This window comes from Caldicoprobacter guelmensis (genome assembly GCF_016908415.1).
GTDB classification, from domain to species: Bacteria; Bacillota; Clostridia; order Caldicoprobacterales; family Caldicoprobacteraceae; genus Caldicoprobacter; species Caldicoprobacter guelmensis.
The window spans coordinates 24,833-37,904 of sequence record NZ_JAFBDW010000001.1; the positions used below are offsets into that span (position 1 = coordinate 24,833).

The following is a 13,072-nucleotide window of genomic DNA, read 5'->3' on the forward strand; positions in this document are numbered from 1 at the left end:
GGGTGTATAAATGTTTGGCTATGTACAACCTTTAAAGCCCGAGCTGAAAATCAAGGAGTTTGCATGCTACAAGAGCTACTATTGCGGTGTATGCAAGGCACTGGGAGACGAGTACGGCCAGCTGAGCCGTTTTACTGTCAGCTATGATGCGGCTTTCCTTGCACTGCTCAATTTCTCGCTGATGGAAGATGAGGAAAGGGTTTGCTTTGAGAAGTGCGTGGTTAACCCATTCAAGCCCAAGCCGGTGGTTAGAGAAAACGCAGCTATTAGTTATGCCGCTGCGGTAAACCTACTGATGGCCTATTTTAAGCTTGAAGATGGCTGGAGGGATGAGAAAAGTATTCCATTGCTGCTGGCATCCCGAATTTTCAGCCCTTATATAAGACGAGTAAGGTCTGCGTATCCGGCGGTATATGAGACGGTACGTGAGCAGCTTGACAGGCAGGCACAGGTAGAAGCTGAAAAGGTTTCATCGGTGGATGCGGCTGCTGAGCCTTTTGCAAGGATGCTGTCTATTGTGCTGCCATTCCCTCAGCTGGAAAAACATAAGCGAAGGGTTTTAGAATGGATGGGGTACAACCTGGGGAAGTGGATTTATGTAATGGATGCCTTTTCGGATATTGAGAGCGACATTAGATCCGGCAACTACAATGTGTTGGTTGCAAGGTATGGGAAGGATACCCATGCTTTATTATCCGGGGATGACATTTTTGTACGCCAGCTAGGGAAAAGTCTTTTTGCCTGGCAGACCAGGGGAGACAGGCTTAACAAAAAAGGTGAAAGGGAAAGCCTTGCCCTGCGCATTAGAGAGAACAGTAGAAAAGAGGTTGAATTCATATTGAACACCTGTCTGGCTGAAATAGGCAAGGCGTATGAGCTTCTGGATATAAGGCGAAACGGAGGATTGCTGGAAAATATTATATTTTTAGGGTTGCCATACAAAATGCAGATGATATTGAATGGAGGGAGAGAAGGGGATGGACCCGTACAAGGTTTTGGGCGTGAGGCCAGGCGCAACTCAGGAGGAGATAAAGGAGGCTTACAGGAGGATGGTCAAAAAATATCATCCTGATAAGTTTGCCGGTACCGACCTGGAAGAGGTAGCCAAGGAGAAGATGCAGGAAGTCAACGAAGCCTACTCCCTTTTGATGGGCAATAAATCTGGAAGCGGGACATATTCGGAAAGCAGCAGAGCATATGAATATAATGACGGGGCTACAAATGTTTTTCAGCAGGTGAGAGAAAAGATAAATGCAGGGGACTATAGTCAGGCCGAGGCCCTGCTTAACCGCATACGCGATAGAAATGCTGAATGGCATTATTTGAAAGGCCTTATATTATGGAGAAGAGGATGGTATTCCGAAGCTTACTCACATTTGCAAACTGCCGTAAATATGGATCCGGGTAACCTGGAGTACCGCAATGCGCTGATGATGTTGAGCAGTTCTATGAACAACTACAGGTATCAGCACTATTCAGATAGATCGCCCAGAGATGACTCCGACTGCTGCAAGCTGTGCACTGCTTTGTATTGTGCCGACTGCCTGTGCGAGTGTATGGGTGGTGATTTGATTTCCTGTTGCTAAAAGCAGGTGGTGATCGAAGGTGATTTGGTTAGACCGTTCAGTGCCTGTTCAAAGAAAAGTGGCTTTGGGTGGTATACTGGCCGGCTTTATTATGATGTCTCTGGTGGCTGCCTACCTTATACCCGTGAACAGGCTGTTTTTCCTTGCGGTCAGCTCTCTTTTTGTGTCAATTATGATTATGAAGGTGGACTTGCTTTATGCCGTTTTGCTCTATGTGGCAACAGCTGTGCTGGCATTTTTTATGATTCCGTCAAGGAGTATCGCTTTAGCGTATATTGTTTTTTTTGGGGTATATGGCATCATAAAATTTTTGTGCGAGCAGATAAGAAACGCTGTTATAAGCTGGACCTTGAAGTTTGCTGCATTCAACGTGAGTCTGCTGATTTTGTATTTTCTGGTCAGCCTTGTTTTTGGAGAAAGCATATCATCTAGGCTACCTTTGCCTCTTTTATGGCTGGGCGCTCAATTTGTGTTTTTAGTATACGACATCGTCTATACCATGTTCATAGGCTTTTATCACAGGAGGCTGGAGAGGGTTTTAAGAGGGTGGTTTAGATAAGTATATCCAATTTAGCTCTTAAAAAGGGATATTATGAATGAGGACCAAACATTTTTAAGCAGGTGATAGATTTGATTGCAGAGATAAAAGGTAAGATAAGTTCTACAGGGTCTAACCTCAGCGAGAGATTGGAAGATAAGCTGACGGGGGATTTTTTCGGTTCTTTAAGGTACATCCCTTTTAACAAGGTGGCAAAGCAGATTATTTTAAAAACCAGATTTTTATATGAGGGATCTGCAGCGATACTGAAGGAAATTGAGAACATAGATGCTTCCTATTGGAACCATAACATTGAGTTTTGGCCCAGTGACCCTCAGGGAGAACTAGACGTACTTATGGATTTTGATAATATAGTCATCGGTATTGAGGTTAAGCTTTACAGCGGGTTGTCTTCGGACGACGATATTGTTAATTTAGCCAGCACCGGGGCCATCGATAGTAGGCATCAGCTGTCCAGAGAATCAAGGATATTAAAGAAAAAGATATTGGGCGCCGATAAAAAAGCTTTGTTGATATTTATTGCGCCTGAACACATTTGTTATCCGATTTGCAGGGAAGCCTGTGATAGAAACATCATTGAACACGGTGTTGTTCTGGGATATATACCATGGGAAGAAATACTAGTAACTTTGGAAGAGTCAATTGATAAGCAGGAATTAAACGATTTTGAGAGGTTGATAATAAAAGACATTGTGGATTTACTGAAGAGGAAGGGTTTGGAGCGGTTTAGGAGTTTTAATATTGAGTGTCCCAATATAGATGGCGATCTGTGGTTTTGTTTTGATTATTATGACATAGATTTCAGCTTTATTTACCATATTGCAGTAGAGGATTGTTGTAGATTGGAATAATAGTAGGTTTAAGGAGCAGCGGTTATTTTTCTATAAGAAGTCTCTTTGGGGAAAAGATATATAACAGTGCCAAACACAGCAAGTTAAGACTTATAGAGAAAGCAAAGACATTAATGTTAGAAAGGAGGGGAGAGCGCATGCCTCTCTATCTTGAAGAAGATGGAGTATCCTGCGCTCGTATATGATGAATTTAGGTGAAAATCTTAAGAAAGCATTCAATGTGGTTTATAAAACCTATGAAAATGTGGATAAACTCATGAAATACTGTGATTCTATCTCTGGCGATTGTGGATATGAATCTGTAACGAGATACTTTTTGAGATATAAATCCGACATAAATGTAGAAGGATGGTTTATAAGAAGCTTTATAAAGCTCTACCAGTCTAAAAACGATGAGCTTTTGGACAATGGATGGAGGAATGGACCTGTATTTGTAATGGAAGTAAACTTTGAGGACATGCCGGTTGTTTACCTTTCAAAGTTCGAATATGAGGATGTTTCTAAGTTGCCCAAAGGAGTGTCGCCAGCGGATCACTGGAAGTTTTCAGACCCGTTGGTCATCCGTGAAAATGACTTTTTTGAGAAACAGGCTATGGAAGGAAAATATAAATATTTCGTTTCTCAACCCAGAACAGAAGAGATAAAGATTAGATATGGGGATATCAAAAGGGTTGTGTGTACCACGGTTGATTTGACGGAATTGAATTCAAGCTCTGTACCGGAGAAGATATTCGGGAAGTTTGATGCGTTGAGGGGATTGTAGATGATTTGTTGTTAATGTTGTGAGTTCAGGCAGGATTGTTAAGAGAAAAGAACCCAATATATTATCGAAACATCTGTATGAGATACATCTTTGTTAAAAATTACTGAGAGGATCATATATGCTGTATGCAATGATTGTTTTGGTGGTAATTACGTTTGTATTGCAATTGCCGTAGATATTTGCAAACTGTCACCTTAAACTCAGTAGCGTTTATGATCATCAGTGATTACACCCAACACGTGTATGTTATTATTTCGCATTAATATGGTATAATATTTATGAGGTAAAGTTATGAAATGCGGTAAACGACGGATTTTGTTAGAAAGATAGAAACTATCAATATTTTGTATCGAGCAATCAGGAATAAGGTGATTGCCTGTGATACCACAAGAAAAAATCAATGAAGTTGTTGAAAGAATTGTAAAAAATGTACAGCCTGAAAAAGTGATAACGCATCTTCAAGGTCTTTGATGGATGGATTGGCCAGGGCTTTTTCTACATCTTTATTTGTTATGCCGATTAATTTTACGATGTTCAAAAGGGCTTTGATCGCCAGAGCGGCTTTATCGTTCCCCAAATTTTTTGAGATAAAATAATAAAGGTCTGTCACAGCAAAAGAAGCAATATACGCTTCTATTATCTTCTCTTCAGCGCTCTTGAGAACTTTGTAAGAAGCTGCATCAAAGGAGAGTTATTAGCCATAGGTGTTTGAATGATTCACTTTATGTTTAGATGGTATAATAAAGAAAAGAAAACCAAAAATTTACCGAGAAAATATGATGGAGAGGATAGCAGTGAAGAAAATACCTTATGGTATGTCCAATTTTAAGGCCATGCGAGAAGAAGGATATCTGTATGTCGATAAGACGATGTATATAGAGAAGATAGAGAACATGAGCGGTAAATACCTGTTTTTTATAAGGCCAAGAAGATTTGGGAAAAGCCTCTTCCTTTCTACGCTTAAGCATTATTATGATATAAACAGTAAGAAAGATTTCGATAGGCTGTTTGGTGACCTCTATATAGGGAAGAACCCCACTAAGCTAAGAAACAGCTATATGATATTCAGGTTGGATTTTTCGGGCTTGGATACAAGCAATAAGGACAGGTTGGAGGTATCGTTTAAACAAAACCTGATCGATGCAATGTGTGTTTTTTTGGATGATTACCAGAATATGTTTAATGATATAGAGCAGATAAAACAACGCATCTACAAAAGCCCGGATATAAAGTCGATGGTGAGTCAGCTGATAAATGAAGTAAAGAAAGTGGGGCAAAAGATATACTTGATTATAGATGAATACGACCATTTTGCCAATGATATAATAGCTCAGGGTGATAATGAATTTTATAAGGGAATAATCAGGGCATCGGGTTTTGTAAGGGATTTCTACGAAACCCTTAAGATAGGGACGGAAACGGTAATAGACAGAATGTTCATAACAGGGATATCTCCGGTAATGCTGGACGATTTAACGAGTGGGTTTAACATAGCTTTAAACGTTACAATGGATTTAAGCTTGAATGAGATGTTGGGCTTCACGGAAGAAGAAGTAGTGAAGGTATTAGAAGAGATAGGGGTAGAGAAAAAAGATGAGCTGGTTTACCACCTAAGAGAGTTGTATGATGGCTATAAGTTCAATAAAAATGCCAAAACTAGGGTTTACAACCCCGATATGGTTCTGTATTTTTTGGCACAGTTTAAGAGCACAGGAGGATATCCGGAATATTTGATAGACGATAACATGAAAACAGACTATGAAAGGTTAAATAAGCTTACAATGAATGAGCGGAACAGGTCATTATTAGAAAAAATCATAAAAGATGAAGGGATAGTGGCTGAGATAGTTACAAAATTTTCATTTGACAGGATGTACGATGAGGAATATTTTGTTTCGCTGTTATTCTATATGGGGTTACTCACTATAGAAAGGCAGGAAAAGACGAGGCTATTTTTAAAAATACCAAATTATGTAGTTAAAGCAATGATGTGGGAATATATCGAAAATAACTTAAAGAAACAGCACAGTATAGACCTTGACTTAAACGAGTTGAGAAAGACGATAGAGAAGATGGCATATGAAGGAAAGATAGAGCCGTACGTAGAATATATAAGCCAGAATGTGCTGAAGACTTTGTCAAACAGGGATATGATAAACTTCGATGAAAAATACCTCAAACTGATTTTACTCACCTACCTTGTGAACAGCAAAGCTTACAGGCCGGTAAGCGAAAAGGAAACGGCTGGAGGATATATAGACATATATCTGGAAAGGGATGCAAGGATACCGGATGTAAAATACGAGTGGTTAATCGAGTTGAAATATATAAAAAAGGGTGAAAGAAACAGCATAGACAGGATAATTGAGGAAGGTTTGAATCAGCTTAAGAGATATGGTGAGAGCAAAGGCCTGCAGGGCAGAAAAGATTTAAAACAGGCACTCATCATATTTATAGGAAAAGATGAATACCGGGTAATTGAGATTGGATGATTGCCCATGGGATTTGATACGCTTCCATTGCCAGCAGGCAGTAGAAAAAGCACTAAAAGTGTATACAGGCAACCATTTTTTTGTATATAAAAGCAGTTTAAAGTATGAGTTTATTTTGGATTATTGGGGGATTTGTTTTTTATTACAGAGTTGAGTTAATGAAAGGAAGAAAGTTATGATAAAATTTGGCAAAAAGCTGCCAAAAGATATATTGGCTAGAGCTGCGGAAAAGCTCCCCGCGGTTTTTGAAAAAGACCCCCAAATTGTAGCGGCATATGTTTACGGGTCATACGCTACGGGAAAAACCACAGATTTGAGCGACATAGATATAGCTGTATTGTTGCGGAAAAAGGGGGATTGGAAGAAGCAGCTTGAATTGATTAACAACATAGCTGAAGCCCTCGAGATTGATGATTTTGATCTGGTAATTTTGAACGATTGCCCGCCTTATATGCAGTACGAGGTTATTGCTTATGGGAAAATGATATACGAAAAAGACCATGACGAAAGGTGCGATTTTCAAGTAAGGGCACTTCAGCGGTATTTTGACGTCAAGCATATTTATGAGGAGTACAATTATTACCTCAAAAGGAGAATAAAAGAGGGTAGGATGTTATGAATAAACAAAAAGTATTAAGGCAGTTAGCTATGTTAAATGGGTACTTAAGAGAATTAGTGACAATTAGAAATATACCGCAAAAGGAATTTGAAGAAAATACTCTGATAAGAGCTGCAGCGGAAAGGTTATTACAGGTTGCAATTGAGACTATCCAGAATATAGGCAATCACATTATTGCAACCAGGGGATACAGGAGTCCCAAAGATTATGCCGATATTTTTAAGGTACTGGAGGAAGAAAAGATTGTACCCGCTGACTTTTCGGAGCAGCTTCAGAAGATGGCGCGGTTCAGAAACAGGCTTGTTCATCTTTATTGGGATATAGACGCACAGATGATATATGATATAATTCAGAATAGGCTAGGTGATTTTGAAAGGTTTGCGCAGATAGTGGTTGAGGAGATGGAAAGGGAAGAGGAGTAAATAGGGGGTTTTGGTTGTGCTAAAAATTGGCTACCTGGTATCTGGGGGAATAATCACAAACTACAAATGCTCATCCAAGTGCAAGCATTGCTGTTATTCCAGTTCTCCCCAATGGCCGGATGATTACATGACGCCGTCCATGGCTGATGAGATATTTTCCACATTGCGGAGGTTGAGCTGCCGCTCGGTTCATATTGGCGGAGGGGAGCCCCTTCTTAAGCCTGACAAAATTCTACCCGTACTTGAGGCTGCCAGCAGGAACGGAGTTGGTATAGAATACATCGAGACCAATGCGTCGTGGTACAGGGATGAAACGTCAGCTGATGCTGTCCTTAAGGACCTTAAGAAATACGGTGTGCACACGTTGCTCATATCTATAGACCCCTACCATAATGAGTATATACCTTTTTGGAAGGTAAAGGCACTCATGGCGGCATGTTCAAGGGTGGGAATGGGGGTATTTCCCTGGCTTATGGATTTTTGGTCCGATATAGATGCGATGGATGACAGCAGGCCCCATTCCCTTGATGAATATGCACGGCTTTTTGGACAGAATTATCTTGCGCGGCTTTCTAAAAGATATGGACTCAATTTGAAAGGGCGGGCTTTGAAGACTTATAAATCCATGATGAAGAAGCAGTCTTTTGAGCAAGTATTAGAAAAATCTAGGCCATGTAGACTGCTTTCAGGCGTTTATCATTTTCACGTTGACCTATACGGCAATTTCGTTCCGCAATCCTGCCCTGGCCTTTCGATACCCTTAAGTGAGCTGGCAAAGGGTGCTGACCCGGCTCGCTATCGTGTATTTTACACACTGGAGACTGCAGGCGTAAAAGGGCTTGCCGAGCTGGCAATGAAAGAATATGGGTTCAATCCTCAAGCCGAGTATGCAGGAGAGTGTGACCTTTGCTATGACATAAGGAACTATTTGGTGCTGGAGAGGGGACTTAACCTCCCCGACCTTAAACCGGAGGGGCATTATAGGTATGTGTAAAGGAAGAAGAAGGGCTATCAATTGTCTGGTTTGATTGGAACCATGCTTACACCGATTATGGCATTTTGTTCCTTGTATTTGGCCTAGCGATGGCTAAGAGAAGGTATTGATATGGAGGGATAAAAAGGTTGATAACGTTTGGCAAAATTTGATAAAATAGGAATAGATTAGATAAAAGGAGTGTTTGCCCTATGAACAACTCATATTTTTTATACACCAAAGAAAGGCTTAACGAGATCTCCTTTCCATTGGGGGGAATAGGCACAGGGTGCATTGGCTTGGCGGGTAACGGCAGGCTGATCGATTGGGAGATTAAGAACCGCCCCAACAAAGGGAGCTATAACGGCTATTCTCATTTTGCTGTAAAGGTAGAGAAGGATGGTCGGGTGATTGATGCGAGGGTATTAAACAGCGACTTACATCCTCCTTACTCGGGTAGTTTTGGTGAACCTCGTTTTAAGGGCTTCGGTTTTGGACCGCCAAGGGCTTATTTATCTGGAGTTCCGCATTTTAAGGACGCAGAGTTTAGAGGAGAATTTCCGTTTGCAAATATCTCGTTTATAGACGACACTTTTCCAGGCAAAGTGACCATGACGGCGTTCAACCCTTTCATACCTCTAAATGATAAAGACTCAAGTTTGCCAGCGGCTTTTTTTGAAATACAGGTGGAGAATACGACAAATGAACTTCTAGATTACGCCGTGGTATCCTGTATTGGTAACGTAAACGGCCGGGATATAGGGTATAACGAGTTTGCTCAGTGTGGACAGGTCAAAGGTATCAGAATGGGGTGTGATGGTGTCGAACCAGACGATGTGCGATATGGGGAGCTCACCATAGCTACCGATGAACAGGATGTAAGTTATCAGGAGTACTGGTATAGGGGAAGCTGGTTTGATGACCTTGAGATGTACTGGAGTGACCTTAATACTCCTGGAAAGTTTAAAAACAGGACGTATAAGCGCAATGAAGGAAGTTATACGATTGCTTCCGGGAATGAAGTGGATATGTGCACTCTGGCAGCACATTTTTCCTTAAAACCGGGTGAGTACAAGAAGGTGCGCTTTGTCCTAACGTGGTATTATCCCAACTGTTATACCTATTGGAAAAAGCAGGGGAATGATCAAAGCTGTTGTGGTTGCCAAATGTACATAAAGGCTCAATGGAAGAACTATTACTCACGCTTATTCCGTGATTCCTTTGATTGTGCTTTGTACGTGCTTCAGAACTGGGATCGCCTGTATGAGGAAACTATGTGCTTTAAAGAAGCCCTGTTTTCATCGACTCTTCCACCAGTTGTTATAGACGCCATTTCGGCCAATATATCCATTTTAAAAACGCCCACCTGTTTGCGGTTGGAAGATGGCTCGTTTTACGGCTTTGAAGGATGTCACTGTGATTCCGGTTGCTGTGAAGGGTCATGTACCCATGTATGGAATTACGCTTATGCGCTGCCATTTTTGTTCCCCAGGCTGGAACGTTCCATGCGCGAACTGGACTACCGATATAATTTGGGTGAAGACGGGGACATGGCATTTAGGCTACAGCTTCCGCTGGGGAGCCAGCGGTGGGAGTTCAGGCCTTGTGCTGATGGCCAATTTGGCGGCGTTTTGAAGGTTTATAGGGAGTGGAAGATATGCGGCGATACTGAATGGCTGCGTAGGCTTTGGCCATCGGTAAAGAAATCCATTGAATACGCTTGGGCTGAAACCAATAGGGACAAGTGGGACCCAGACCGTACCGGCGTTTTGACAGGGCGTCAACACCACACCCTCGATATGGAGCTGTTTGGCCCCAACTCGTGGCTTACGGGCTTCTATCTGGCGGCTTTAAAAGCCGGTGCCGAGATGGCAGAGCATTTGGGAGAAAAGGACACTGCACAGGAGTATCTAGATATATTCCACCGGGGAAAGAAGTGGGTGGATTCCAATCTCTTCAATGGCGAATACTATTATCACCTGATTGATTTGAACGATAAATCTATTTTGGAGCAGTTTGATGAGGGTAAAAGCGATACCCTGGTCGGCGGGACAACGGTGGGTACTTACTGGAATGAGGAAAAGGGTGAAATAAAATATCAGGTGGGCGAAGGATGCCTTGTGGATCAGGTGTTGGCCCAATGGCATGCCAATTTAATAGGATTGGGCGAGATATTTGATCCGGCACAGGTTCGAAAAGCCGTCTACTCGGTATACAAAAACAATTTTAAGAGGATGAGGGATGTATTCAATCCGTGCAGGGTGTTTTCGTTAAATGATGAAAAGGGCGTGATAATCTGCTCTTATCCTGAGGGCAGGAGAAGGCCGGCTGTCCCGGTGCCTTATGCCCAGGAGACCATGAACGGTTTTGAGTACCAGATAGCAGCCCACCTAATTCAGGAAGGATTCGTTAAGGAAGGTTTGGAAATAGTGGAGGCCATACGCAGCAGGTATGACGGATACAAACGCAATCCATGGAACGAGTTTGAGTGTGGAAGCAACTACGCAAGGTCTATGGCCAGTTACTCGCTGCTTTTAGCTCTTTCAGGGTTTATGTTTGATATGGTAAGAGGCGTGATAGGCTTTAACCCGGTCGTCGACGACGATCACTTCAGAGTGTTCTGGTCGCTTGATTCTGGGTGGGGAGTTTTTGAAAAGGCCGGTGACAAAATAGAACTGAAGGTTTTGTACGGGTATTTGAATTTGAGAGAAGTCTGTCTACCTTTTGTGGAAAATAGATCTATAAAGTCGATTTTGGTTGGGAATGTGCAAGTGAATTATAAAAAGGAAGGGCAAAACATTGAATTTAGCGATATCGTGAGGATTAACAAAGGGCAAGAAATGCACATTATTTTGGAATAAAAAATTTAAGTTTAAAAAGGGGCTTTAAGCCCCTTTTTTGTTTAATCAGGATACTTCAAAAGTGTTACTCTCCCAGCTTTCTGGCAAATATCAAATATCCGGTGTGGCCCACCATCAGGTCTTTCGGCCTTAGCCTTGCAGGGATGGGTTTGTATTTTCGCATTATGATTTCCACTACTTCTGAAATATAGAAGTTGTTTTGCTCTAGAGAGGTCAAGGTGTGACATACCTGGTTGGTGGTGGGTACTATGATGCCAAGGTGGCCAGCCGGCTTTAACGCTTCCCGTACCACGCCTATAACTGTCCATGGCTCACGCACGTCCAGGAAAAAGGCATCCAGGTTCCTTTCTTGAATACCCTCTTCGATAGACCTGTTGTACATCGTCACGTTGTCGAATTGTAGGAAGCCTCTTAAGTTGGCCTGTGCCAGCTTGTAGAACTCCTCGCGCTGTTCATAGGTATACACCTGCCCTTGGGGGCCCACTGCTCTGGAGAGGCATACGGTGAAGGCGCCGGAGCCTGTCCCGGCTTCACCCACGCGCTTTCCAGGGGAGATATCCAGGCGCAAGAGGATATAAGCGCCCTCTTTGGGGTATACCACCTGCGTTTTGCGCTTTAAGTAGTGCATCACGTAATCGTAAATGTCACAGTCTAAAACGTAATACACTTTGTCTTTTATCGTAAAGCTGCTCCCCGGTTTTATTTCGGCAAGTTCGGCCGCATCTATCTGGCCATTGGGGAGCCCGATTTTATTTGGGGAAGCGATATCTACCACTTTTTTAAAATTATCCGGCCCGACTATTACCCTTTTTGTGGAAAAATCTGACAGCATTTTGCCCTCCTCATTTTTAATTTTAAATTGAATGTATAATCATATCTGCTTGGCAATTTCCATCAGTCGGCAGAAAGAACAAACTTCAGCAGTGGTTACTTGGCCGCAGATCTTGCATTCCTTCAATTGCACGGGAGCTGAAGCTTCCTCAAAGTATTTTCTCCCCTTTTTATAGAATCCTACGAGAAAGTGTTGCTTGAGCCCGGGACTTAACTCTTCCAGCCTATTTAGCACTTCTTTGTACCGTATTGAACTTGCTCCTTTAGATAATGGGCACCTATCAGGTACAAACTCAATATCATTGTAAATTGCATAACGCAAATTTTCTTCTTCTGTCAGGGTATAAAGGGGTTTTACCTTCTTGGCCAGTTTCGGGTGAGAGCTGGGAAGCACGGGTGACTGCTTTGCCAGATAGCCTTCTTGCCAACCCAATATGTTGCCCAATAAAGTGGCTGCTTCATCATCTAGATTATGCCCTGTGGCTACCACATCAAACCCCTCGGCTTGGGTAATCTTGTTTATCAGGTATCTCTTGATGGCGCCGCATATTGAGCAAGTGCTTCGTCTGAGCCTACGCGAGAGCTTTTCTACGTCTAAATGAAGTTCCTGGGGGATATTTCTAATTATGACCGGCGCATTGTGCTTTTGTGCAAAACTTTCTATTACTTCCTGGGATTTAGCTGAGTATTCTCCTATGCCCACATTGAAATGTATCCCCGTGACGTTATAGCCCAGTTGCAACAGGATGTGCCACAGAGCCATGCTGTCCTTTCCACCCGATACGGCCACCAAAATTCGATCTTCAGGGCTGAACATGTTTTCTTTTTCTATGTTTCGGCGTACCTGGTTTGTGTAATAGACCAGGAAGCAATCCTTGCAGAATATTGCATTATGCCTTGGAAGGCGGATTTCGCCTTTCTTGCCACAACGCCGGCAGCGCATGTCCATCCTCTCCCTTCCTGCGGTAGTGTTGAATTTATTTATCGCTTCTCGAAGGGTATCCCGCACAACGCTTGAAGAATAAAGGCTTATAAAAATTTAACCTCCTCAGTCACACCGGATTTTTCTGAGGAGGTTAATCCGCTAACTTTTAGTGAATACGGTATTTTTAAAA

General features: G+C 42.3%; 12 protein-coding genes and 1 pseudogene. 10 read left to right on the forward strand and 3 right to left on the reverse strand.

The window, feature by feature from the left end; all coding sequences use genetic code 11:
• Positions 1-10 precede the first annotated feature (10 nt).
• The 5 genes from JOD02_RS00140 (at position 11) to JOD02_RS00160 (ending at position 3,759) form a co-directional block, all read left to right on the forward strand.
• Positions 11-1,072: a DUF5685 family protein gene (locus JOD02_RS00140; RefSeq protein ID WP_204485851.1), complete on the forward strand. Its 1,062-nt coding sequence runs from the start codon at positions 11-13 to the stop codon at positions 1,070-1,072.
• Positions 978-1,586, forward strand: coding sequence for a J domain-containing protein (locus JOD02_RS00145; RefSeq protein ID WP_204485852.1), 609 nt, complete (start codon positions 978-980; stop codon positions 1,584-1,586). The genes JOD02_RS00140 and JOD02_RS00145 overlap by 95 nt, the downstream gene beginning before the upstream one ends.
• A 19-nt stretch (positions 1,587-1,605) precedes the next feature.
• Complete coding sequence (locus JOD02_RS00150; RefSeq protein WP_204485853.1) at positions 1,606-2,145, forward strand: hypothetical protein; 540 nt, start codon at positions 1,606-1,608, stop codon at positions 2,143-2,145.
• Between the two features lie 71 nt (positions 2,146-2,216).
• Positions 2,217-2,996, forward strand: a complete 780-nt coding sequence (locus tag JOD02_RS00155) for a hypothetical protein (RefSeq protein WP_204485855.1) — start codon at positions 2,217-2,219, stop codon at positions 2,994-2,996.
• Positions 2,997-3,252: 256 nt separating this feature from the next.
• On the forward strand, positions 3,253-3,759 hold the full coding sequence (locus JOD02_RS00160; RefSeq protein ID WP_204485857.1) for a hypothetical protein: 507 nt from the start codon (positions 3,253-3,255) through the stop codon (positions 3,757-3,759).
• A 397-nt stretch (positions 3,760-4,156) separates the two neighbouring features.
• On the opposite strand, the pseudogene JOD02_RS11830 reads toward JOD02_RS00160, so the two are convergent.
• A pseudogene (locus JOD02_RS11830) lies at positions 4,157-4,426 on the reverse strand (hypothetical protein); the annotation flags it as partial.
• Positions 4,427-4,553: 127 nt separating this feature from the next.
• Here JOD02_RS11830 and JOD02_RS00165 point away from each other — a divergent pair.
• The 5 genes from JOD02_RS00165 to JOD02_RS00185 all read left to right on the forward strand — a co-directional run bounded on the left by JOD02_RS00165 (position 4,554) and on the right by JOD02_RS00185 (position 11,126).
• Positions 4,554-6,251 (forward strand): AAA family ATPase, encoded by a 1,698-nt coding sequence (locus tag JOD02_RS00165; RefSeq protein WP_341534496.1) that lies wholly within the window; start codon positions 4,554-4,556, stop codon positions 6,249-6,251.
• Positions 6,252-6,426: 175 nt separating this feature from the next.
• Positions 6,427-6,870 (forward strand): type VII toxin-antitoxin system MntA family adenylyltransferase antitoxin, encoded by a 444-nt coding sequence (gene mntA, locus JOD02_RS00170; RefSeq protein WP_204485860.1) that lies wholly within the window; start codon positions 6,427-6,429, stop codon positions 6,868-6,870.
• On the forward strand, positions 6,867-7,292 hold the full coding sequence (gene hepT / locus JOD02_RS00175; protein WP_204485862.1) for a type VII toxin-antitoxin system HepT family RNase toxin: 426 nt from the start codon (positions 6,867-6,869) through the stop codon (positions 7,290-7,292). Before mntA ends, hepT begins: the two co-directional genes overlap by 4 nt.
• A gap of 16 nt (positions 7,293-7,308) precedes the next feature.
• The gene (locus JOD02_RS00180) at positions 7,309-8,286 is read left to right on the forward strand and encodes a radical SAM protein (protein WP_204485864.1); all 978 of its coding nucleotides are present in this window, start codon (positions 7,309-7,311) and stop codon (positions 8,284-8,286) included.
• A 191-nt stretch (positions 8,287-8,477) separates the two neighbouring features.
• The gene (locus JOD02_RS00185; RefSeq protein ID WP_204485866.1) at positions 8,478-11,126 is read left to right on the forward strand and encodes a GH116 family glycosyl-hydrolase; all 2,649 of its coding nucleotides are present in this window, start codon (positions 8,478-8,480) and stop codon (positions 11,124-11,126) included.
• A gap of 64 nt (positions 11,127-11,190) precedes the next feature.
• Here JOD02_RS00185 and JOD02_RS00190 read toward each other — a convergent pair whose 3' ends face one another.
• Together JOD02_RS00190 and JOD02_RS00195 are read right to left on the reverse strand one after the other, a co-directional pair.
• Positions 11,191-11,958, reverse strand: a complete 768-nt coding sequence (locus JOD02_RS00190; protein ID WP_204485868.1) for a tRNA (adenine-N1)-methyltransferase — start codon at positions 11,956-11,958, stop codon at positions 11,191-11,193.
• Between the two features lie 39 nt (positions 11,959-11,997).
• Positions 11,998-12,900, reverse strand: a complete 903-nt coding sequence (locus JOD02_RS00195; RefSeq protein ID WP_204485870.1) for an ATP-binding protein — start codon at positions 12,898-12,900, stop codon at positions 11,998-12,000.
• Positions 12,901-13,072 lie beyond the last annotated feature (172 nt).

Coding starts and splice junctions, on each gene's coding strand:
- JOD02_RS00140 (WP_204485851.1), top strand. CDS start 11: ATGTTTGGCTATGTACAACCTTTAAAGCCCGAGCTGAAAATCAAGGAG.
- JOD02_RS00145 (WP_204485852.1), top strand. CDS start 978: ATGGACCCGTACAAGGTTTTGGGCGTGAGGCCAGGCGCAACTCAGGAG.
- JOD02_RS00160 (WP_204485857.1), top strand. CDS start 3,253: ATGAAATACTGTGATTCTATCTCTGGCGATTGTGGATATGAATCTGTA.
- mntA (WP_204485860.1), top strand. CDS start 6,427: ATGATAAAATTTGGCAAAAAGCTGCCAAAAGATATATTGGCTAGAGCT.
- hepT (WP_204485862.1), top strand. CDS start 6,867: ATGAATAAACAAAAAGTATTAAGGCAGTTAGCTATGTTAAATGGGTAC.
- JOD02_RS00185 (WP_204485866.1), top strand. CDS start 8,478: ATGAACAACTCATATTTTTTATACACCAAAGAAAGGCTTAACGAGATC.
- JOD02_RS00190 (WP_204485868.1), bottom strand. CDS start 11,958: ATGCTGTCAGATTTTTCCACAAAAAGGGTAATAGTCGGGCCGGATAAT.
- JOD02_RS00195 (WP_204485870.1), bottom strand. CDS start 12,900: ATGCGCTGCCGGCGTTGTGGCAAGAAAGGCGAAATCCGCCTTCCAAGG.